At 69.9% G+C, this 22497-nt stretch carries 19 protein-coding genes; 11 read left to right on the top strand and 8 right to left on the bottom strand.

Features of this window, described 5'->3' with window-relative positions; all coding sequences use genetic code 11:
• The first annotated feature begins 99 nt into the window (after positions 1-99).
• Positions 100-480: a hypothetical protein gene (locus AC5RWQ_RS18435; protein WP_494283930.1), complete on the top strand. Its 381-nt coding sequence runs from the start codon at positions 100-102 to the stop codon at positions 478-480.
• Positions 481-801: 321 nt separating this feature from the next.
• On the opposite strand, the gene AC5RWQ_RS18440 is transcribed toward AC5RWQ_RS18435, so the two are convergent.
• The 3 genes from AC5RWQ_RS18440 to AC5RWQ_RS18450 all read right to left on the bottom strand — a co-directional run bounded on the left by AC5RWQ_RS18440 (position 802) and on the right by AC5RWQ_RS18450 (position 2610).
• Positions 802-1437, bottom strand: a complete 636-nt coding sequence (locus AC5RWQ_RS18440) for an SMI1/KNR4 family protein (RefSeq protein ID WP_494283931.1) — start codon at positions 1435-1437, stop codon at positions 802-804.
• A gap of 201 nt (positions 1438-1638) precedes the next feature.
• The gene (locus AC5RWQ_RS18445; protein WP_494283932.1) at positions 1639-2106 is read right to left on the bottom strand and encodes a hypothetical protein; all 468 of its coding nucleotides are present in this window, start codon (positions 2104-2106) and stop codon (positions 1639-1641) included.
• A gap of 204 nt (positions 2107-2310) precedes the next feature.
• Complete coding sequence (locus AC5RWQ_RS18450) at positions 2311-2610, bottom strand: hypothetical protein (protein ID WP_494283933.1); 300 nt, start codon at positions 2608-2610, stop codon at positions 2311-2313.
• Positions 2611-3077: 467 nt separating this feature from the next.
• Between AC5RWQ_RS18450 and AC5RWQ_RS18455 the strand changes: the two genes are divergently transcribed.
• From AC5RWQ_RS18455 to AC5RWQ_RS18470, 4 genes are all read left to right on the top strand, one after another.
• Positions 3078-4874 carry an Hsp70 family protein gene (locus AC5RWQ_RS18455; RefSeq protein WP_494283934.1) on the top strand — a complete coding sequence of 599 codons (1797 nt, stop codon included), beginning with the start codon at positions 3078-3080 and terminating at the stop codon, positions 4872-4874.
• Between the two features lie 91 nt (positions 4875-4965).
• Complete coding sequence (locus AC5RWQ_RS18460; protein ID WP_494283935.1) at positions 4966-6915, top strand: AfsR/SARP family transcriptional regulator; 1950 nt, start codon at positions 4966-4968, stop codon at positions 6913-6915.
• 207 nt (positions 6916-7122) lie between these two features.
• Positions 7123-10179, top strand: coding sequence for an AfsR/SARP family transcriptional regulator (locus AC5RWQ_RS18465; protein ID WP_494283936.1), 3057 nt, complete (start codon positions 7123-7125; stop codon positions 10177-10179).
• The gene (locus AC5RWQ_RS18470) at positions 10176-11294 is read left to right on the top strand and encodes a DUF2637 domain-containing protein (RefSeq protein WP_494283937.1); all 1119 of its coding nucleotides are present in this window, start codon (positions 10176-10178) and stop codon (positions 11292-11294) included. The genes AC5RWQ_RS18465 and AC5RWQ_RS18470 overlap by 4 nt, the downstream gene beginning before the upstream one ends.
• Before the next feature lie 330 nt (positions 11295-11624).
• On the opposite strand, the gene AC5RWQ_RS18475 is transcribed toward AC5RWQ_RS18470, so the two are convergent.
• Together AC5RWQ_RS18475 and AC5RWQ_RS18480 are read right to left on the bottom strand one after the other, a co-directional pair.
• Positions 11625-12365, bottom strand: a complete 741-nt coding sequence (locus tag AC5RWQ_RS18475; RefSeq protein WP_494283938.1) for a methyltransferase domain-containing protein — start codon at positions 12363-12365, stop codon at positions 11625-11627.
• Complete coding sequence (locus AC5RWQ_RS18480) at positions 12366-12932, bottom strand: MarR family winged helix-turn-helix transcriptional regulator (RefSeq protein WP_494283939.1); 567 nt, start codon at positions 12930-12932, stop codon at positions 12366-12368. It lies immediately after the preceding gene.
• A gap of 20 nt (positions 12933-12952) precedes the next feature.
• On the opposite strand from AC5RWQ_RS18480, the gene AC5RWQ_RS18485 reads away from it, so the two are divergent.
• The 6 genes from AC5RWQ_RS18485 (at position 12953) to AC5RWQ_RS18510 (ending at position 19757) form a co-directional block, all read left to right on the top strand.
• Positions 12953-14227, top strand: a complete 1275-nt coding sequence (locus tag AC5RWQ_RS18485) for a glycosyltransferase (RefSeq protein WP_494283940.1) — start codon at positions 12953-12955, stop codon at positions 14225-14227.
• Between the two features lie 318 nt (positions 14228-14545).
• Positions 14546-15163 carry a DinB family protein gene (locus tag AC5RWQ_RS18490; RefSeq protein WP_494283941.1) on the top strand — a complete coding sequence of 206 codons (618 nt, stop codon included), beginning with the start codon at positions 14546-14548 and terminating at the stop codon, positions 15161-15163.
• Positions 15164-15359: 196 nt separating this feature from the next.
• Entirely contained in the window at positions 15360-15839 is a 480-nt protein-coding gene (locus tag AC5RWQ_RS18495; protein ID WP_494283942.1) for a GNAT family N-acetyltransferase, read from the top strand.
• Between the two features lie 173 nt (positions 15840-16012).
• Entirely contained in the window at positions 16013-16585 is a 573-nt protein-coding gene (locus AC5RWQ_RS18500) for a DinB family protein (RefSeq protein ID WP_494283943.1), read from the top strand.
• A gap of 175 nt (positions 16586-16760) precedes the next feature.
• Positions 16761-17147 (top strand): hypothetical protein, encoded by a 387-nt coding sequence (locus tag AC5RWQ_RS18505; protein ID WP_494283944.1) that lies wholly within the window; start codon positions 16761-16763, stop codon positions 17145-17147.
• 789 nt (positions 17148-17936) lie between these two features.
• Entirely contained in the window at positions 17937-19757 is a 1821-nt protein-coding gene (locus AC5RWQ_RS18510; RefSeq protein WP_494283945.1) for a hypothetical protein, read from the top strand.
• A gap of 784 nt (positions 19758-20541) precedes the next feature.
• Here AC5RWQ_RS18510 and AC5RWQ_RS18515 read toward each other — a convergent pair.
• The 3 genes from AC5RWQ_RS18515 to AC5RWQ_RS18525 form a co-directional block, all read right to left on the bottom strand.
• Positions 20542-20907, bottom strand: a complete 366-nt coding sequence (locus AC5RWQ_RS18515) for a hypothetical protein (RefSeq protein ID WP_494283946.1) — start codon at positions 20905-20907, stop codon at positions 20542-20544.
• A 637-nt stretch (positions 20908-21544) separates the two neighbouring features.
• Complete coding sequence (locus AC5RWQ_RS18520; RefSeq protein WP_494283947.1) at positions 21545-21793, bottom strand: hypothetical protein; 249 nt, start codon at positions 21791-21793, stop codon at positions 21545-21547.
• 99 nt (positions 21794-21892) lie between these two features.
• On the bottom strand, positions 21893-22492 hold the full coding sequence (locus AC5RWQ_RS18525) for a site-specific integrase (RefSeq protein ID WP_494283948.1): 600 nt from the start codon (positions 22490-22492) through the stop codon (positions 21893-21895).
• Between the last annotated feature and the right edge of the window lie 5 nt (positions 22493-22497).

Here is a 22497-nt window from a genome sequence, read left to right on the forward strand (position 1 = left end):
GCCCGTCGCCGCGTCGATGTGCTGTGGGCCCTGCTCCGCGACAACCGGTGCTTCCAACTCCAACCACCAGCACCATCAACACCGGGCTAGGAGTCGGAGATGATCGACGGCATGGACTTCGAGGAGTTCGACCAGCATGTTCAATCACTACGAACCCGGGCGGCCCGGTCCGGCTTCGAGGCAATCGAAGATTTCAAGGTGATCGAAGGGCTGACCGCGTCGGCTGAGGAGATCGCGGAGGCGGAGCGAGCGCTAGGCGCGATCCTGCCTGCATCGCAGATCAGTTGGCGGATGGCTGTCGCGCATCAGTCGACGGAGGACAGCTACTGGCGGTGTTCGTTGCCGAATTCCGCTCTATCAGATCAAGGCGGCCCGCGAGCGGGCCGCGCCGGCCCGGCCCCGGCCTGCTGGCGACCTCCGGCCGGCATCGGCCGGGCCGGCCGGCCACACTGGCGGGCGAACCAAGGGCATGAGGGCTGAGGCGGGACGATCGCCATCGGGGTAGCTCCGCGTCGGGGTTGGGGCGATCGCTGCCGCGCAGCAGAGCTGCTTGCCCCCGGACTCTCGTGGGCACTGCCTGCGGTTCAAGGCGACGACGACCAGGGCGTGAGCCATCCCCCGGGTGCCCGATCCTCTACGCCACCCGTCCGGCGTCAAGGGCGCTGCGCGTCGGCACGCCGATGGCCTACGGCCACCCTTGACCCGATCGGGCGCCGCAGTCGTTGGCACCTATCCGGGGGACGGGGGCAGCGTGGCGGCAGTCGCGGTATGGGGACCTCGGACCCAGGTCGCGCGGCACGGTTATGGCCGGTTCCAGCCTTGGAACATGTCTGCGTACGGGTCGGGCTCGGCGGTAATGGGATCAAGGCCGGCTAGAAAGCGCCGGTCCTGTTCACGCCAGTGCACGAAAGGCTGGATGCGGCCCCACAGGGACACATCGCTGAGCGGGCACCCATCAAACTCCGCGAGCAACAGCCGCCGGACAAACTCCACCATCCCGCATTCAAACAGCGCCAAGCTCGGCTCGCCCCACGCGTGGTGGCGCCGGTACACCACGACTGGCCACTGGTCGGGATCCGAGCCGGCCATCAGCCATCCCAGTAGGTCACCGTTGCTGCAGCCGACGCCCCAGGCCAGCACGGCATCCGCGCCAAGTTTGATCCCTGCCACCCCGCCCTCCACTTCCCACTGGTAGCGCAAGTTCGGAGTCTCGCCAGCGATCGTCCCACCGCTCCATACCGAGTCGACGGGCAGCGGTAACAGGATGCTTAGTTCGCCGCCAATGCTGCCGCCACCGTAGACCGCCATGAGGGCGCGATAGTCGGCCGGCAGACGGACGCTCAACTGTGCCTCGGCGGCATCCCAGTCCACCTCTTCGTCGGTGCCATGGGTCGGCGGCATGATCCGGACAAGCCCATCCACCTGAGCAGCAGTCAAGACGTCTACCCCTCTTCACGGTGCCGCAATACTAATGATCAGACTGACAGTGTTCCTCGCCGTGCCATCCACGTGCCAGTAGCCGGTAGCCCGGACGGTCACCAGCGGGCACGATCGGTCACGCACCTCCTGCTTTGACCTGGCCCACCGGTGCCTTGTCGGCCGTGATCTTCGTCCTTCCAAACTGACGCTCACGCCGGGTTACCTGTAGGGGTCGTAGTGGACGGTGCGGGACCAACGCCGCCAGAAGGGTAGCGGCAGGCAGCCGGCCGGCGCTTCGCCTCCGATCTCGGTCTCCACTGATCCATCGGCGAGCGTGACCGAGACGGCCGAGCGGCCCGGAGCAAACACCTCCCGGACCCTGCCGGCGATCACTGAGCGAGCGATGTCTTCGAGCAGGGCGACGTCTTCAGGGCCGGCTTCCAGTTCCCATCGGCCGCCGTAGTCACCGACCCCCAAGATGAGTTCATCGGAGAAGTCCGTCCATCCGAAGGCACGAGCATCGGGGTTACTTGGTGTGACGCTCACCGATATCCCGCCCTCGATGCTGTCGACGTCCACAGTCGCCACCCCTGTCAACTCCTGTGCCAACTGCCTCGCGATTTTCAGAGTTGGTGTCCGAGCCGGCTGGTCGGTGTTGGGTTCGTCTTGGCCGTGCTCATCCGTCACGCGGTCAGTCTGCCAAGCATCAGGGGTAGGGCGGACGCTGCGGTCACCTCTGCCCGTCTCCTGACCGTGAGCGGTCCGCATCTGGTCCGCAAGAGGTCGGCGAACGGCGGGGGAGTGGTGTGAGATGTCGAGAGTCATTTCTGCTGCCGGGCACGCACGTGCCCAGGTCGACGGGGCGAGCAACTTGATCTCGTAATGCGTAGCTCACACCATCCGCAAGTCGATGGCGCCCTCGGGCCGTATGAACGTCTCCGTGAACCTCCACGAGCGCTCGCTGTATGCGGCTTCCAAGGTGACCGTCTCGGTGCCGTCCAAGGTCACCTCGACCGGCAAGCTGCTCTGCCAATTCACACGCACCCGTATCACATGTCGGCCAGGCTCTACATCGAAGCTCTGCCCGGCTCCACGCTTGAGGCGTGCCATGACCTGACCGTCGACTTCGATTTTCAAGCGGCTCAGAATCCCGCCAGCGCCCGCGGCGCGACGAACCGTAATGATCGGCATGAGGTGTCCTCCCCTTCCCGCGGCCCGTGATGTATCGAAGCACCTCAACGCCATGCACGCCACACAGTGACAGCAACAGCCCCGTATGCGGGAGTACGGCCCGTTCGAGGACGTTCCGGCGGTCGGTCTCCGGTACCGCCCGGCAGGACCTGCGGACTGGCCAGCGCATTCGCCTCGACCGCCACGGGCCCGTCGACACTGCGATCGGTGGCGGCGAACAGTGCCCAGGCGGCTGAGCTCGCCAGGGAACGCTCACTGAGTTTCGATCCCGCCTTCTGTCGCTGCCTTCGCGTGAGAGGTGAGGGAATGGAAGCGCAGCTCGGGCGAGCTGGCTTCCTGCTAGGGGCTGGTGTCTGTGAGTGATTCGAGGGTGACGTGAAGGTGATCCTCATGTTTGACTGGGATCTATGCGACCGGGGGAGGCGCGGTTAGCGATCGACTGTGGGTCTGCCACCACGACCGCGGTGGTGGCCTGGCCGGACGGTTGGTGGGTTCCGCTGCTGTTCGACGGGGAACCCGTACTGCCCAGCGCGGTGTTCCTGTCCGATGACGGGACCGTGCTGACCGGGCAGGGGGCCTGGCAGGCGGCTGCGACCGAACCGCAGCGCTTCATCCCGGCCCCTCGGCGGTCCGCGGATCGGATGCTCACGGTCGCCGACGCTGACATCGACGCGCTGGATCTGGTTGCGGCGACCCTGCGCCGTGTTGCCGGTGAGGCGCAGCAGGCGGTGGGCGCGCCGGTGGAGGATGTGCGGTTGGTGGTGCCCGCGGGGTGGGGGCCCAAGAGGCGCACGTGGTTACGGCATGCCGCTCACCGGGCCGGTCTGCCGCAGCCTCGCCTGGTGGAAGCGCCGGTAGCGGTGGCCGATCATCTGTTGTCGTCCGGCGTGCAGCTTGCGGAGGGGTCGTTCCTCGTCGTCTGTGACGTCGGTGGGGGAGCGGAGGTCAGCGTTCTGCATCGCGGCCCGGCCGGGTTTGAGGTCCTGGCGACCCTCGCGGACCCGGACGCTGGCGGCATCGCCATCGACCAGGTCCTGTCGAGCATGTTGGTCGGCGCGGCGCCCGGTTCGGGTGGCGAACAGGGCGAGAGGTGGGCGCTGACCGCCAGTGTGCAGGCGGCAAAGCACGCCCTGAGCCGTTACACCGCCGTCACCGTGCCACTGCCGAGCGGCCCGGCGGCGGTGGTGAACGTTGCGTTGCTCGAGGAAGCGGCGCAACCCGTGCTGGATCGGGTTGCTGCGTTGACGGTGGAAGCAATCGCCGCAGCGGAAGTGGACCGGGCACGTGTCGCGGGTCTGTACTGCGTCGGGGGCGTGGCCCACATGCCGCTGCTGGAGAAGACCCTCACCGAGGCGACCGGCATGCCGCCGGTCGTGGTCGACGATCCTGGCCTCGCCGCGGTGCATGGCGCCGCTGACGCCGGCTGCGCCCAGGCCGACCGCGGTGCCGAAGTCGAAGAGCCGCATCCGTTGCCGCCAGTGCGCAGGGCAGTCGCGATCGCGCTGCCGGGCTTCGCGTCACTGGGCCTGGTTTCCCAGTTCCTCCTCACCCCCGTGTGGAGCGGCGCGATCCTTCGTCCCATGGCCCGGATGAACTGGGGTGAACTCGCAATGGCCGCGGTGTTCGCCCTGATCGCCTGCCTGGGCGCCGGCACGGTCATCGCCTCGGCCATCGCCGCCCGCGACACCACCGAATCCAGCGCACCCGGTGTGCAGACCGGCACCGGCATCCTCGCCGCCGCGTCCCTTGGCAGCGCGATCGCCGGCATGTACGCGGTCGTTGGCAGCCTCTACATCGGCACCGCGGTCGGGCCGTTCCTACGCTGGGCGCTGCTGCCGATCGCGGCGATCATCATGGTGGCGGCGGCGATGGCGTTGGTCGCCGCCCGACAATGGCGCACACCCCGCGGCGGCTGGTCACAACTGCTCGCCTTCCCCACCAGCTCGGTGGTGACCGCTGCCGCCGGCATGCTGTGCATCCAGTACTCCCTGACCGCCGACCGCTGGCCCAACATGATCCTGCTCATCGACATCACCGGCCGCGTCGGCGGGCTCCTCCTCGGCGTCGGCACGATCATGGCAGTGGTGCGGCAACCGATCCTGCGGCTGATCCTGGGCGCACCCATGGCGGTCATCACCGCCGCGCTGGTCAACTGGCAGGCCTCAGGGATCCTCGGCGTCATCTACGCGATCGCGGTCGCCGTGTGGTGGATCCGCCAGCTGTGGACCCGGATCCTGCGCCCCCACCCGCACCCCGTCCCATGAGCCCACCCATCACCGCCCACCCCCTCCCAGCCGACGGCACCGGCGTCGTTTGGTCGCGCCGGTGAGGTGGCCACAGCGCGTAGCAGGCCTGGTGGCGCTGCTGCTCCTTCTGATCGGCCCGCCGCTGCTGCTGGTCAGGATCGTCGGCTGGCCCATCCGTGGCGTGCCCACCGCCGCCCAGTTTCAGCAGTGGGTGGCGCAGCCGCTGACGCACGGCACCCTGACCGTCGGGTTGACCCTGCTGGCATGGCTGATCTGGCTGTTCGTCGCCTACACCGCCATCGTGGCCGCCGCCCGGCGGGTGCGCTCCGGCGCGCGGTGGTTACGCCGTCTCCCGCTGCCCACGCCGCTGCAGGCCACCGCCACCGGTGTCGCCGGCGCCGCCGTCTTCGGCACCGGCCACGCCGCCCTGCCGGCGCCACCCGAACCTGCTACACCGGTCACCGCCACCACCCTCGACCGCCCAGCCGCCGGCCCCGACCTCAGCGCTGCTCCCGCGACCGATGCGGGGGAGGGGGTCACGATCCCAGGAGGGTGGCTGCCCCGTGACACGGCCGAACAGGCAGCGGCCGCGTCGGTGCTGGTGTGGCTACGCCGCCGCCGCGACTACCAGCCCCACACAAGACTGCAGCAGGATGACCTGCTGCCGCTGCCACCCACCGTCGCCGCCGTCCGCGCCGCCATCGACACCCTCCACACCCCCGAAGCCGACACGCGTCCACACCCCGATCAGGCCGCGCCGGCCGGCCCGCTCACCGTGCTGCCACCGACTGTCGCATTCACCGGGCCCGGCGCCCTGCACGCCGGCAGGGGCGTACTCGTCACCGCGCTCCTCACCGCCCTGCGCCACCCCTCGACCGCGACCGCAGTCGTCATCACCCGCACCGCACTGAGCATGCTCCTCGGCCCAGCCGCCCCCGCCACGCTCCGCACCGGGCTTGCCGGATTGACGGTGACCGCCAGCATCGACGAAGCGCTGACGCTGGTCGACGGCGCCCGGCAGAGGTCGCTGCTGATCACCGACACCGTGTCCCCGTCGACCGCCGCCCGGTTAACCGCTGCGCCCAATACGCCCATGGTCACTGTCGTGGTTCTCGGAACCTCGCAGGTAGGGGCCGAGTGGCACGTCGACGTCGACGGCCACACCCGCAACGCCGGCCGAGCGCAGCCGGACGGGCCGCGACTATGCGTCCTGGACCAGGTCGCCGCCACCGACCTGCTCACCGTCCTCACCCACACCCAGCCTCCGCCATCTCCGCCAGCCGACAAGAAGGCCGTCCCCCGCCCGCGGCCCCCCGCCGAAGCGGTGACCGTCCATGCCACCGCCACGCCAGCCCAGACGGCCCCACTACCTGCGGAACTGCGGGTTCTCGGCAAACCCCGCCTCCTCGTCGACGGACAACCCGTCGCGATCCGCCGCAGCGCCGCCTGGCAAGCTCTCATCCTGCTCGCCGTCCATCCCCACGGCCTGCAAACCCGGCAGCTGACCGATGCCATCTGGCCCGGCGTACCCGCCCACACCGTCACCGGCCGCCTCTACACCACCATCAGCGAACTACGCCGGACCATCGGACCCGGCACCGCGGTCATCGAGCACGCCGACGACCGCTACCGCCTCGACCCGGACCAGGTCGCCGTCGACTTGTGGCAGCTGCACGCCGCAGCCCATCGCGCCGCCACCGCCCTCACCGACCACACCTGCGCCTGGCACACGGTCATCGACAGCTACACCGGAGACCTCGCTGCTGGTCACACCTGGGCATGGATCGACCCGCCACGCGAAGCCACCCGCCGGCTGGTCATCGACGCCCACTCTGCTGCGGCCGCCGCCTCTGACCCGCACCGCGCCGTCGAGTTGCTGCAAGCCGCGCTGCGCGTCGACCCCTTCAACGCGCACCTGCACCGCCGCGCCACCGACGCCCTCACCACCGTCGGTGACCACACCGGCGCAGCCGCACTCCGGCACACCTACACCGACCGCCTCGCCCGCGCCGGACTCCCACCCGAGTCCCTCGACCACCCGGTGTCCACTACACCCTGACGCGCCCGCAACATCGCCGAGCAGGCGCTGCGCTCATCCACCTCAACGGGATAGACACCGCGGCGTGCGTCGGCGACCTGGGCGTGTAAGCCCGTGTGAGGTCGTGTGAGGGCCTGTCAGCCGCCCACCACTGCCCGCTCCTCCCGGCCACTCCTAGCGTCGATCACGAAACGGCCGATCCAACCGAGTGGGGAGAGGACACAACCAATGAGCTCCAAGACGGGCGTTCTGGCCACCACCACGGCCACGGTCCTCGTCGCCGCCGGCTACACCGCCTTCCTGCGCACGGACGTATGGCCGACGCCAGAGATCCCGTCCGCCCCGCACATGCGTGCCTGGGTGGCGCAGCCCCTGACCGAGGGATTCATCGTCCTCCTGGCACAGGCCGGTGCCGGCGTCCTCGCCGTCTACCTGCTGACCGCAATGATCGCCCGAATGGCCGCGCGGCTCACACGCGCCGCCCGCTGGCTACCCGAGCTGCACCTACCCGGACCTTTGCAAGGCCTGGCCGCCGCGCTGCTCGGCGCCACGGCGATCACCGCCGCCGCAAGCGCCACCCCGGCCACCGCAGCCACCGACACAGCCGCCGACACCGAGGGGCACCACACCGGAGATGGCGCATCCACCGCGCCAGAAACTGCCCCTCACACCCAGCAACAGACATCAACGGCGGACGAAGGCACCACTACGGCCACCCTCACCTACACCGTGCGGCGAGGCGACACCCTCTCCTCGATCGCCGCACAACGGCTCGGCGACGACCGCCGCTGGCCCGCCATATACGACCTCAACCGCGGCACCCACTTCCCCCACGTCGGTGGCACGCTGCGCGACCCCAACGTCATCTACCCCGGCTGGACACTCGACCTGCCCGCCAACGCCACTCGACCACAGCACCGCACCTCGCCGCCACCACCGCTGCCGCGACAGCCCGAAACCAAAACGCCGCAACCGGCGCCCACCACCGCGCCGCCTGCCACCCCGCCACCCACCACCGGCGGACCCGCCCCCTCCGCCTCGGCAGTACCGCGTACCCCCGCACCAGCGACGTCTACCTGCACCGACGACGCCCATGACGACGCGGGCCATGCGCAGGATTCCGATCCGGAAACCGCGCCCGCACCGCGCGGCATCACCCTGCCCAGCGGCAGCTGGATCGACCTCGGCCTGGCCTTGGCTATCGCCGCCGCCGTCGCGCTCGTCTGGGCGCACCGCCAACACCGCTACGTCCCTCGCACCCCGGCGACGGCCCCCCGCCTGAACGAACCAGATCTGACCCCTATGCCCCGCGTGGTCGGGCAAATCCGCCGCGGCCTGCGGCGCGCCGCCGCTGGCCGCCCCGACCCACATCAGCCCGCAACACCCGCCGACGTCGAGCACAACACCGACCAGCGCAGCCTCGACAACGACGACCAGCCCCAGCCGGACAACGACGGGCAGGTGAGCGCGACACCGAACGCGAACGGCCAGAACGCGGCAACCGGCCGCGGCATCCGCGTCGCCACCGGCGACGCGGACATGGGTGACCCGCTGCCGATGGTGCCGGCGTGGGACAACCCGGCGCTGTGGCCTCCGGCGGGGCTGGGACTGACCGGGCCCGGCGCGCAAGCCGCCGCCCGAGGACTCCTCACCGCCGCCCTCGCGGCTGGCGGTGTAACACATCCCGAGGCGCGCACCGCAGTGCTCATCCCCTCGACGACCGCGGCGACGCTACTCGGCGACGCGCCGGTACCCCGCACGCCCCGGCTGACCGTCACCGCCGACCTCGAAGAAGCCCTCGACCTCCTCGAAGCGCACACGCTGCACCGCACCCGCCTGGCCCACCAGCACGACGTCGACACCATGGCCGAGCTGCGCCGCGCCGACCCCCACGCCGAACCCCTCCCACCGATCCTGCTGATCACCGACACCACCAGCCGTGACACACGCACCCGTCTCACCGCCCTGCTCGCCCAAGGCCAACACCTGGACATCCACGGCGTCCTGCTCGGCGACTGGCCCGACGGCACCACCGTCACCGTCGCCGCCGACGGCACCAGCACCCCGACCGATGGTGCAGAAGCCCGCCACGGCAACCATCCGGCCGACATCGGCCGCCTCGCCGTCCTCGATCCCGCCGAGACCACCGACCTGCTCGTCACGCTCGCCGAGTCCCACACCGGGCAGCCGCCGGCCCACCCACCTACCGAACCCGCCCTCCGCGCACCGACCGAGCCAACCGACGAACCCGCCGACAGCCCTCCGTCTCCCTCCATGCCCGCCGACCGGGGCGCGCTGGACGCGGAGGCCGAGGATGACAGCGAGGCCAACGGCCCACGCGGCAACACCGCGGCACCCACGCACGACGTCCACAGCCCTCCCGCCGATGTTGCCGCACCGACGCCGGACGCCGCGCAACGGCCAGCGGAAGCAGCCACAGCCATCGGTGAATCCGGCTCCCCAGACCAGAGAGCCGACGCGCAGGACCACCACCTCGCCCCCCGCCCTTTGCGGGTACGGGTGCTGGGCACACCCGGCGTCGTCGACGGCGACCCGCACCGCGCCCCGCGCGCCAAGTCCCTGGAGCTCCTGGTGTACCTGGCGGTGCACGACGGGGCAGCCTCGACGGAAGCGATCCTCGACGACCTGCTGCCCGACGCTCCCGTGAGCAAGGCCGCCGGACGGCTCTACACCTACGTCTCCGGGCTGCGCGCCATCCTGCGCCACAACGGCGGCCCCGGCAGCTACGTCACCCACCCCGACCACCGCTACCTGCTCCACCCCGACCTGCTGGAGGTGGACCTGTGGCAGATGCGGGCGGCCATCCGCGAGGCCGGGCAGGCCACCGACCCGCAGGCCCGCATCGCCGCGCTCCGCCGCGCCGTCAACGCCTACACCGGACCCCTCGCGCAGGATTGCGACTACGAATGGGTCGAGTCCTACCGCGAAGCGATCCGCCAGGAAGCCCTCGACGCCCACCTCGCCCTCGCCGACGCCCTGGCCGGCGAACCCGCGCAACAAGTCGCCGTGCTCGACGCGGCCATCGCCCACCACCCCCACCACGAAGCCCTCTACCAACAGGCGATGCGCGCCCGCGCCGAGCTGGGGCACCTCGACGCCATCCGCGCCCTGCTCCGCCGGCTGACCCGCGCCCTCAGCGCGATCGACGCCACCCCCGACAATGACACCCTCGCCCTGGCCGACCGGCTCATCGCCCAAGCCACACGCACTGCGCGACCCAGCCCGAAGCCCGCGCCCCGCACCAACGACGAGACCCCCACATGAGCACCACGACGGCACCTGTGACCACCGCCGCGGTGACGGAGACGGACCGGCGCCACCTACGGCGCCTGCGCTGGGCGGTACGCGGCGTGCTCGCCCTCGGCGTCGCCGCGTCGATCGCCGCGAACGTCCTCCACGCCCGACCCAACCCGATCAGCCAGGTCATCTCCGCATGGCCGCCGCTGGCGCTCATGCTCACCGTCGAACTGATCTCCCGCGTACCCACCCACCAGCGGGTGCTCTCGGTGCTGCGGCTGGCCGCCGCCGCCCCGATCGCCGCGATCGCGGCCTGGGTGAGCTACTGGCACATGGCCGGCGTCGCCGCCCGATACGGCGAAACCGAAGCCGCCGCCGCCTACCTGCTGCCGCTGTCCGTCGACGGACTCGTCGTGGTCGCCAGCGTCAGTCTCGTCGAGATTACCGGCCGCCTCCGCGCCGCCACGTCACTCTCCCACGGTGAGAGGCCCTCACCTGCCGCCGACCTCGCGCCGACCGGACCGAACGATAACCGGGCCGATCAGTGCCCCGCAGCCGGAACCACACCATCGGCGGTGCGTCCGCCCGGCGCGCCACGATCGACTGCCACGACGCTGGCATCAGTCGAAGGGTCGCAGTCCGTAACCGCCGCAGCGAGCCAGCCCCGCGTCGGCAGCTCGCCGTCAACTACCTCCAACCGCCACCAACCACCGTCCAGCGACCCCGCCCGTCGCGATAATGACGAGCCGCGCACGCGGACCGCACGAACGACCGAGGCCAACGCGCGGCACGCCAGCGGCCGGGGCGCCATCGGCCACCCCCCAGCCATCGCCGACCGCTCTCCGCGAGATCCCCATTCCACTTCGGCACGAGCGCGTAGCCCGATTGACCAGACACCCCCGCAGGAGCTGCCTGATCACTCTGCCCACGCGCAGCCCGACCGCATAGACGCAGAACAGGACGTCGTGCCGTCCGGTACAGGCGCTGCCGTGGCGTACTGGCACCGCCGTGACCCCAGCCTGCACCCCGCGCAGATCGCCGCGAGGATCGGCAGGTCGGAACGCACTGTCCGCCGCCACTGGCCACCGCCAGCCGGAGCTGCGATGGCCAGGGATCACCTCAACGACAAACTCCGCCGCTGACGTTTCGCCTGCTGACCGCCGCAACGAGACGAAACGCGTCGTGGGCGCGGACTACTGGGTCCGAGGTGGGCCAGGCGTTGGCGCACCAGCAAGTGCAGAGCCGACCACGGCTGGAGGCGCACCTCCAACCCAGGTCCGGCCTCCTTGGCGAGCGGCCACCTCGGCGGGATGCCGCGCCTCCCTCCCCTGGCGACAGCCCAGGTCGGCATACCTCCGTGACGGACGCTGCTGACCCAGCGCGCCCTGAGCTTCCGCTCATGCCGATGAGCGCGTGTTGGTGGGCACGAGCTGACGTGCTTGCTGTGGTTGGAGCCCGTTGCCTCCCGCCGCCTACTGTTCGGCGACGAGCAGCCGGTATCCGGCGTCGAAATCCTGGCGTTGCAAGAGGTCCTTGTGGCCCTTGTGCCAACGACCGGACTCCAGATCCGCAGCGAGCCGGTCGAGGCCAGGCCGCAGCACCTCATCGCCGGTCTGGGCTAGCATGGACATGCCGGCGCGTACGACGGGATCGAGGTAAGCCTCGGGTCGGCGCCAGAAGGCCGCACCGAACCCGTCGCTGCAGTCATGGGGTACCGGCACCGGTTCGATCCGAGCCCCGCCGAGTAACGCGGCGAGGCGATCGACCGGCACGGCCCGGGCGTCGTCGAAGGCAGCCGCGTCGGGTAGATATTCGCTCAACAGCCAGAAATCCCGGATGACGCGTTGGTCCCAGGTGAGGACCACGATGCGTCGCCGGGCAATTCGGCGTAGTTCGGCGACTCCGGCCTCGAGGTCGGTCCAGTGATGCACGGTCAGCAGGGCCATAGCAGCGTCTGCGGCGCCGTCAGCAACGGGCAGCGCCTCTGCGCGTGCCTGTGCAACCGGCGCCGAGCCGGCGGGCCGCTGGCTGATCATCACCGGGCTGGGTTCGACGGCAAGCACGGTTTGCGGCGGTTCGTAGGACCCCGCGCCGGCACCGACATTGATCACCGACCGAGCGTCACCGAGCGCCGTGCTGATGAGTGCGCCTATCCGCGGGTCGGGTCGTCGAGTCGTCGTGTAGGTCGTACCGATCGCGTCATAGATGATCACTTACCGCCTCCCCAGCGGGCCCGAACCCGGTCGATGCGCCGGCAGAGGGCGAACGCGCGCACGCGGCGCCAATGTCAGGGGAGGGGTGGGTGTCGCCTGGCCGGCTTGCGGATCGACCGAGGAGAGGATCCGTTCGGCCAGCGCGACGAACGTAGTCAGCTCTGCGTCGGACAGCGCGGTGAACCAGCCGGCGACCGCGGCCTGGTCGCCGTCGTCGCGCGACAGCCAGTAGGCGCGACTCGCGTCGGTCACTGACAGCAGCTTGCGCCGGCCGTCGGCGGGATCGTCGTGTATCGCCAGCATGCCTTTGCGCTGCAGTGCCTGCACGAGTTGGGCCACGTTCTGGTGGGTGGTGCCCAGGCCAGCGGCGGCCTGCTTCAACGACGGTGTGCCCAGTGCCGCCACCAGTGTCAGCAGAGCCGCCTGCTGGGTGGTGAGGCCGTCGGTTCGTAGCCGGTCGTCCATCAGGTAGCGCAGCCGCTGGGCTAGGAACAGTGTGGTCCGGAACGCCCGTACGGGCAGCGTCAGCTCGCCGTGGAGGAAAGGGGGCTTGTCGGTCGGAGACATGAGCAATATATTACCTATCCATGGCGGCAGAACACCACATCGTCCTGGTGCCGCACTGCGGCTACCTCTCCGAGACCTCCCGCATGCTCGAGATCCACCGAGCACTCGCGCAGCGCGGCGCGAGCGTACGCATGGCCACCCACGGCGGCACCTACGAGACCCTCCTACGCGCGGCCGGCATCGACTACGACATCATCGGCTCCCACATGACCGACGCCCGCTCAGCACAGATCGTCGCGTCCGCAACCGGACTCGGCGACGTGCGCCAGAGCCTGTACGACGATGCCGAGCTGCTCACCTACGTGCAGGCCGAAGCGGCGTACTTCCGCCAGCACCGCACCCGCACCGTCGTCACCGGATACACCCTGACCACCATGCTGTCGACCCGCCTGGCCCGCGCCACCCTGGTGTCCGAGCACAACGGCTGCTGGGTGCCGCCGGTTTTCGACCGCGGGATGATGCCCGCCCCGAGCATCCGCCGGGCCCGATACCTGCCTGAGCCGGTCGGGCGGCTGCTCGCCAACTCCGTGCTCCCCCGCACCCGCTTCTACTGCGGCGGCTTCAACCGGCTGGCAGCCCGGCTCGGCGTCCAGGGCGTGCCCAGCCTCGCTGCGTTGGTACTGGGCGATCTCGCGCTGGTGCCGGAGATCCCTGAGGTGCTGGGCATCCCGGCAGACGAACTGGAAGCCTGGCACCCAGCGGGGCGCCGGCAGTACCGGCCCGGCACACGGCTGCGCTACAGCGGCCCGCTCTTCGCCCACCTCGACGTGCCGCTGCCCGACCACGTCGCGGCGTTCCTCGACCAGCCCGGCCCGATCATCTACGTCGCCATCACGTCCAGCACATCCCGCCTGGTACGGCGAGTAGTGCAGGCACTGCGGCCACTCGGAGCCCGGGTGCTCGTCGCCGGCACCGTACACGAACTCGGCGACCTCGCCGACGAACGGACCTGCGTCGGCGGCGTTCTCCCCAGCCACCTGGTCATGCCCCGGGTCGCGCTCGCCGTCACCGCCGGAGGGCAGGGCAGCATGCAGACCGCTATGGCCGCGGGCACCCCGGTGCTCGGCATACCCATGCATCCGGAGCAGGATCTCAACGTCGCGCTCCTGCACCGGCTGCACGCCGCACTTCCGGTCACGCCCCGCCACGCCGGCACCGCCCGGCTCACCCAGGCAGCGACCCGAATGCTCGCCGACCCGCGCTTCACGACCGAAGCCCAGCGCATCCGCGACCTCTACGCGGCAGTCGACGGGCCAGCCAACGCCGCCGAAGCGATCATCGAGGTGACCGGTTAACCGGGTGGGGTGCCCCTGTCGGTCAGACAGTGGCACCCGCCCAAACCGCCTGACGACAGGCCGCCAACCAGGTGAGCAGCGCCCGGCCATGGCCAGCACACCCACGCGGTGCAGCGCCTCCCATCCTCATTTGCCGCGATCCGCGCGCTACGCGGCGTGACGACCGCCACGGACCTTGGCGAACTGATCTGCCGAGAGTTGCGCGCACGCGGCGACCATGCCGGGGCCCAGTCACTCGCTCGCCTGCGGGCTTCACGAGGTCATGGACCCCATCGAGGCCCTACGAGCGGCTCGTAACAAGCGTGGCAGGATGCCTGTATGGTCACCGCGCCCAAGGACGTGCTGAAGAACTACCTCCAAGGGGCTCGGGATGCGCTGCTTTGGAAGCTGGAGGGCCTCTCCGAGCGTGACCAGCGGTTGCCTCGTACGCCGACCGGCACCAACCTGCTGGGCCTTGTCAAGCACGCGTTGAACACCGAGGCGATCTACTTCGGTCCCACCTTCGGCCGCGAATGGCCCACACCGGACGAGCTCGTGTCCCCTGACGACCCCGACCCGATGGCCGGCTGGTACGCCACCGAGACCGAGACCGCTGCGGGGATCATCGACCTCTACCGTCGCGTGCAGGCATTCGCCGACGAGACCATCGACATCCTGCCGCTGGATGCGATCGGGCACGTTGCCCACTGGGGCGGCGAGGCGGTCACGCTTCACGAGATCATGGTCCACAAGACCGTCGACCTGCAGCGCCACGCCGGCCACGCCGACATCCTCCGCGAGCAGCTCGACGGCTCCGTTGGCCTACTGCCGCGCCACAGCAACATCCCTGACGCCACCGACTGGCCGACTTACACCCAGCGGCTGATGGCGATCGCCGATCGATTCGACGGACACGGAAAGGACGTCCCCACAGACGGGGGTCTAGTGCACGGCTGACCAGCACCCGCCTTTGCGATCAAGGCACTCCGAGCCTCCCGCAGTTAGCTAACGTCCGGATCTGCCGCAGACCGGGCGTCACGTTGCGTGACGAGGCGCGGTGAGATCGTGCCGAGATGAGTGCATGCAGCCGATGTGCTGCTCGCGCGAGACAACGGGGGCAGCCGTCCACCGATCGGTGTGGGACCATCACGCTGTGCCTGAGTTGATCGTACGGGACATGACGAGGAACGAGTTTGAAGAGTGGCGTGACCAGACCATCCGATCATTCGCGGATGAGCAGGTAACAGCCGGTAACTGGCCCGCGGCCGAGGCCATCGAGTTGGCCACCAAGGCAAACGACGCCCTGTTGCCGGATGGCTTTGCGACTGCCGGAATGCTGTTCTTGAGGGCCGCGCTTCCCGACGGCACATGTGTTGGCGTGTCGTGGCTGGGCTTGACGCACCCGCGCGGTGCGCCCGACTGCGCGTTCATCTACGACATCGAGATCAATGAGGCGTACCGCGGAGCCGGCTACGGACGCGCGCTCCTAGCTGCTGCCGAGGATGCCGTGCGCTCCCGTGGCCTGGGTCGCCTAGAGCTCAACGTCTTCGGCGACAACGCCCGCGCGATCCGGCTGTATGAGACTTCCGGCTACCGCGTCGTGACACAACAGATGCGTAAATCGCTCAATTGACCAAGAGCCAGATTGTTTCCCGCCGCCGGTGCACTGATCTGCCGCAATCCGCTCGTCGCGGCTGTCCGCGGCTGGTCCGGAGCGGGAAAGTGCCGCCCTTGTAGGTTGCTTCGGGGCCTGACGGTGTCGTCGTAGGTTTGATCGGGTCGCCTGTCAATCTCTACTGTCGCACCGTGGATGTGGACTGGAACGCAGAGCTGGTCGACCAACTTGAGTGGCACTGGCAGCATCAGCTTCGGCCACGGCTGGACGGGCTGACCGATGACGAGTACTTCTGGCAGCCGGTCCCGGGCTCCTGGACCCTCAGCCGGCGCGGCCAGAGTTCTGCGCCGACGTCGATCGGCGCAGGCGAATTCACCTTGGACTACGCCAGCCCGCCACACGACCGCGCGCCGGTCACCACGATCGCCTGGCGGCTGGCGCACCTCATCGACGTGTTCGGGCCACCGACCGCACCCCACTTCGATGGCTCGCTTGCTGGTCACCGGGCCGTCGCCTACCCGGGCACCGCCGAGGCAGCACTGCGCCAGCTCGACGACGGGCACGATGCGTGGATCCGCGATGTCCGCCACCTCGGCGCAGCCGGATTAGCTCAGCCGCAAGGCGCCATCTCACCGCCGGAGTACGCGGATGCACCGATGGCGAAGCTCATCCTGCACGTACACCGCGAGGTCATTCACCACGGCGCCGAGATATCCCTGCTGCGGGACCTCCATCTATGGAAAGGCAGCCGAGGTCACCTATGACGTCCCGGTAGTCGTTCCGATCTGGTGCACGCTCATGCCGCCGACCGCGCGTCACCTTGGGTAAGCGACCGCGGCGCCGAGGCCATTCGGTCGTGCCGACGTGAGTGCACTCGACGGCCGCCTGGCCTCTAGCCGGTTGATCGCTCCGGCTCACCGATGAGCAAAGATGCGGCCTATGAGCCATGAGCATCAGGTCTTCCGCAACCCACCGCCGGCAACACCGGGCGAGGTGCGTGCGGCGCTCGATCGCGGCGAGCGTTCCAGCGCCCTGGACGCCATGGTCGGCGCCGCTCTGTATGGCGGTGGGGACTGGAAGGAACTGCAGGAACTCTATCTTGGTTTACTCGATCACGAGGATCGCCAGGTGAGGCTACTTGCCGCGACTTGCCTGGGGCATCTGGCGAGGGTCTATCGCCGACTAGACGAAGACCGGGTGGTTCCCGAACTACGCCGCGTTGGGTCGACCAGTGCGTTGGGCGACATTGAGATCTACCTCCATCCGCGCCGTGCACGTTGGCGCGGGCGCGTGTGGAAAGCCGTCCGTCCTTGGACCTGGATCTAAGTCCGGTGCCCGGGTTGCGCCTACCGGCTTGCCGGCATCCTCTTCTGCCGCGATGAGGTTGGTCATGCCAATGACAGGAGGTCGCATCCGTCGAGGCTAGGGGACAATCGGGCCGTGACGGTCCGCTCGCATTGGAGTCTCACTCCCCGCCAGAGCGTCGAGGCAGAGTGCACTCGCCGGGGACGTCACGCGGTGGTAGCGAACGACGCCGATACCGATGCTGCCCTGATCGTGGCATTGGGCGGTCCACACGCGCGACGGCTCCTTGCTGGTCATCTGGCCACCGAGCAGCGGTACTGGCTGAGGGTGTGGGCAGTCCGGGGTCTGTTGTGGGCGTGGGACGACAACGCCCTGGACGGGGTGCGCGTGGCACTGAGAGATCCGGCGTGGCGGGTGCGGGAGATGGCGGCGAAGGTTGTGGCTCGACACCTCCTCGGCGATCTGCTTCCGGCCGTGGCCGAGCTCCGAGACGATCCGCTACCGAGGGTTCGCGCGGCCGCTACCCGGGCGGTCGCCGCGCTCACCAGTGCTGGTGCCTGAGTCGGGAATCGGCGCCACGATCATGCCGCCGCCAACATCCGCAACTGCCGCGGACCGCGCGTCACGGAGCGCAGCCGGCTGTCCAAGGGTGGCGGTGCACGGACGTGCCGAGGAGCCGGCGCGAGGCGCGTTGGCCCCTGACAGCGCCGCCCTGGAATGGAGTCGCGGTCTGGGCACAGCACCATCGTGCCGGTGCGTGGTCGACGTCGAACCATCGTGGCGGCGATTGCGTCACGATAGGGTGCTGTCGTGCGAGCGCCGGATGACCTTGACGCCGTCGAGTGGGCAGCGCTGACGCACGCATACGGCGGGGCCGGGGACGTGCCGGCGCTGGTGCGCGCCCTGTACGACCCCCACGACGTCGGCGACGCGCTGTACGACCTGCATGGCAACGTCTGGCACCAGGGCAGCGTGTTCCCGGCCACGGTGGTAGCGGTACCGTTCCTCACGCACGCGGCGGTGCATGGAGCCGACGCCGCCGGCGTGCTCGAGCTGCTCGCCGACATCGCCGACCATCCGGCTGCGGACCTGGCGATCCCGGTGGTGGCGGCGGTGGTCGACGCGGTTGCGGCCGCGGCCGTGGAGCTGCTGCCCGCCTCGCGGCACCCCGACGCGCAGGTGCGTGCCGCGTACGCCCGGCTAGTGGGGGCGATCCGGGTGCCGCTGCCCGAGGCAGTGGTCGCCGAGCTGGCCGCGGTCGAGGCTGGGGACCCCGATGTGGAGGTGCGGGCCGACGCGTTGGCGGCACTTGCGGTACACCATCCGGATCCCGCAGCGCGGGAACAGGTCCTGCTCACGGACAAGCGCACCGGCAGACTTGGCGGGCTGCGGCTGACCGCCGCTGTGCTGTCGATGCGCCGCGCCGGTCCGCCGTATCCGCCGCAGGCCGTCGAGGTCGTCGCGGCCAACGGGGACCGGCCGCGCAACGAGGAGCAGGCCAACCGGATCGCGGAGCTGCTGGTCGAGGAGCCGGACACCGGGTTTGCGGTGGCGGCGCGATGGATCGACGCCGGCGACCACGACGGCAACGGCGCCGCGCTGGCCGCGCAACTACACCGGGCGTGGCGTGATCGTGAGCGGGTGACGGCGGAGCTGCTCACCCGCGCGCTGCCGCGCCAGGGCGACGCCAACGGGCTGCGGCTGCGGCTCATCGACCTGGAGCTCGCCGTGGCCCGGCTGCCGCGCCTGCCGGCCGTCACGCGCCGGGCCTTGACTGCGGCAGCCGGGCACGCCGACCCGCGGGTGTCCCGCACGGCGCTGCGCTGTCTGGCCCGGTGGGGCGTGCTGCCGCCGGACGCCGGGCCGCTGCCGGCCGGCGTGCTGGCCGTCCTGCCCGCCAAGGACCGCGCCGTGGAGGCGATCCGCGCCGCCCTCGCCACCACCGAGGGCAACGACGCGATCGCACTGGTCGGGGCGCTCGGCCCCGCCGTCGCTGCGCAGCTGCTGCGGGAGCTCGTCGCGCTCGCCGCCCGTGACACCGCCGCCATCGTGGTCGCCCGCCTGCTTGGCGCCGTCCCGGAGGCGGCCGGCGACCCGCAGGTCACCGCCGCGCTCGCCGCAGCGATGCGCGCTCAGGATGAGATGCAGCGGGCGGCCGCCGCCGCATCGTGGCTGGTCCTTGGCCACCCGCCGGCCGGCGCGCTCGACGTGCTGCGCGAACTGCTCACGACGGGTCGGATGCCGGCGTGGTACCTCACCGAGGCCGCCCGCGCCGCGAGCGCCGCGGAGCCGTTGTCGGATCTGGTGACTCCGATGCTCGACAGCGCCGATGCCTGGGTGCGGGTCCGCGCCGCCGTCGCCCACGGCCGCATCACCGGCGACACCGAGACCGCCGCGGCCGCCCTGGCGGGTGCGCTGGGTGCGCCCGGCAGTCCGGCCCTGCCGGTGCACGTGGTCGCGGTCGAGGCCCTCGCCGACCTCGACGCGGTGCCGGCGCCAGCGGCCCACCGCCTCCGCGAGTTCCGCGACTCGGCCAGGCGGCTCGTCGGCACGGACGCCTGGCCGGGCGACATCCCGCACCCGGACGAGCGGCTCCGTGACGCCGCCCGGCGCGCGCTGCGCCAACGCTGAAGCGCGAGGCGATTGACGCTGCTGCTGCGGAGGCGTACGAACGTCGCACCGGGACGCGGCCGCGTTCTAGGAAGCACTGGAGGCGCTACCTGCCGAAGGCTTGGAACGAGGAACCGTCGCCACCTGCCGTGCCATGGCCGGGAGGGTTTGGAAGCCTTCAAGACGCCGAGCGGATTCCAGTTGAGTTTCCCCAGCTGCATGCCTTGTTCAATTCGGCGACGCGGTGACGGCACACGTCAGGCGCTGAGGCTGCGGCCACAGGTGTGAGATCGGTCCGCCGGAAACAGCCGAGCGGAACGCGGGCCGCTGCCGCATCGTTTTCGGTCGTCGTCAACCCAACCACCACATTGGCCACTGTTTGATCAGCTGCGCACATCTGCCGCGATCCGCGCTCGGATGCCGCGAATCAGTTGGCGGACGACTGTCGCGCATCAGTCGACGGAGGACACCGTCTGCATTTCGACACTGCCGAATTGCGCTCTATGAGATCAAGGCGGCCCGCAAGCGGGCCGCGCCGGCCCGGCCCCGGCCTGCTGGCGACCTCCGGCCGGCATCGGCCGGGCCAGCCGGCCAACTGCGGGACGACCAGGACTCTTAAGACCTCGGGGCTCCGCCCCGAACCCCGACCCTCCTCAGAGATCAGCCGCGGATCTCCTCGCCGGGCACCACAAGGGCTACCAGCCTCCCCGGACGGGGCCAAGGTCGTTCGGACGTAGGGCGCTCCACCTTGTCCCCGTCCGGGGAGGCTGGACGGTCTACAACTGCCCGACGAGGAGATCCGCTCTCATTGATCAAGGAACATGGAGTAGCTGATGTAGCAGCCGATGGCGACAAACCCGAGGAGCCAGCCGGTGAGTGCAGCCGTTGTCCCAATGGCCCAGGCCGCTTGAAGCTCGGTCCGGGCCACCGTGAACCAAAGCTTGACTGCCGAGGCGGGGAGTGCCACGGCAAGGAACAAAGGGCCGACCATGATTGCCAGGCGAAGCAAGAGGTCGTGCGGAATGCATTGGATACCTTCGCATTGGCCGTCGGTGGGAAGCAGCGTCCACAACAGGGCGGGCCCGGCGATGAGCAGGCCATGGCAGGCCATCATGAAGGCCAGGCTCTGCCAGACCATGGTCCGCTTGGGTGGGGGTGCAATCGGGTTCACGGTGGTGAGCGTATGGCCGCAGCCGTTGAGTGCATATCCGTCGAAGTACTCAGCCGAGCGCCACCGGTCGACAGGCTCCGTGGACGGCATGGATGAGGCCCGTAGGCGGCCGACCCAATGCGATCTGCGAGTTCCTGAGCCTGGCCATGACCGCTGCGAGGCCGGTGGTTGTCGGCGCCAGCGATGAAGGCAGCGTGGTCTCAGTCCTCGGTGGGAGCCACGGCTGGGAGCCACTGGGGCGAACGACGCCGGACGAGCCCGGACCGATGGAGTTGCCGAGCGTGCGGCGACCAGCGCGACGCGAACTCTGCCAAACGCTTGCGAAGTGCTCTTGGAGATCTACGGATCAGAAGGTTAGGGGTTCGAGTCCCTTCGGGCGCACAGCAGGTCAAGGGTCGGTTTCCCATCACGGGAGACCGGCCCTTGATTTTTCTGACCCCCACGGCTGACCCCACCGGGTCCACCACGACACCACGGGCGGCGGCGAGCGCCAACTCCGTCAACGCCTCAGCCCGCGACGACTTGGGCGAGTGTCTCAAGGCGTGGTCATGAAGGTCGATCAGCAACCCGAACGGGTTGATCTTCTCGGCTTCGGAGAACCGAACCACTGGCCCGGCGTCGAGAGTGTGGTCGTCGGTCATCGCTTCCTCCCGTCCGGAAGGAGCACGTTCAGAATCGAGATCGTCCGTACGAAGGTCACGTACGCGGCGGCCTCGGTAGTGATGGGATCGGTCAACGTGTCGAGTAGGTGGGCGACGATCTCGATCACCATGCGAGAGCGGGCCGCCTGCGCCGCGGGTGCCGTCAATCCCTCATCAAGGAACTCCTGGACAAGATCGGCACCCGCCAACCGCTCGATGTCCGACGGCCGGAAGTCCCGCTTCATCGGGCTGACCTGCTCAAACGCAGCGGCAAGGGGTCACCGGCGATGGTCGCCGGTTGGTTCGCATGGTGGTACCTCCGGCCCACCACGCAAAAGCCCTGCTCAGCCCTGCTGCCGGCGATCCGAACGAACCGCGTCAAGGTCGGGTCCGACGCCGTCAGTCCGCACTGAGTCCGCAGCGGCACGACTCGCCGCCCGGTCCAGGCGGTCCGCCACCTGGTCCAGGTCGTCCTCGAACAGGTCCGCGTACACGTCCAGCGTCATCGCCGCCGAGGCGTGCCCGAGCATGCGCTGCACCGCCTTCACGTTGGCGCCCTCCGCTACGGCGAGACTGGCCGCAGTGTGCCGCAGCTCGTGCGGCGTCAGCCCGGCGAGGCCGATCGACGCCGCAGCCCGATCGAAGACCCGGCGGCGGAAGTTGTTGTTCCGCAGCACCTCGCCGGCCCGGGACGTGAACACCAGCTCGTCACGGGCGCGGCCGGCGATCTGCGCGGCCATCGGCTCGACCAGAAACCGGGGGAGCGGCACTGAGCGGCGATGGTGTGACTTCGGCGTGCCGAACGCCGCCCGCCCGTTGACCTCGGTTACCGACTCCGCCACCAGCAGGCGACGCTTCACCAGGTCCAGCCGTCGCACGCGAAGCGCAGCCAGTTCGCCCCAACGCAGTCCGGTGTAGGCCAGCACGCGGATGAAGCGGATCACCTCGC

It is taken from the genome of Micromonospora sp. BS32 (assembly GCF_059089345.1).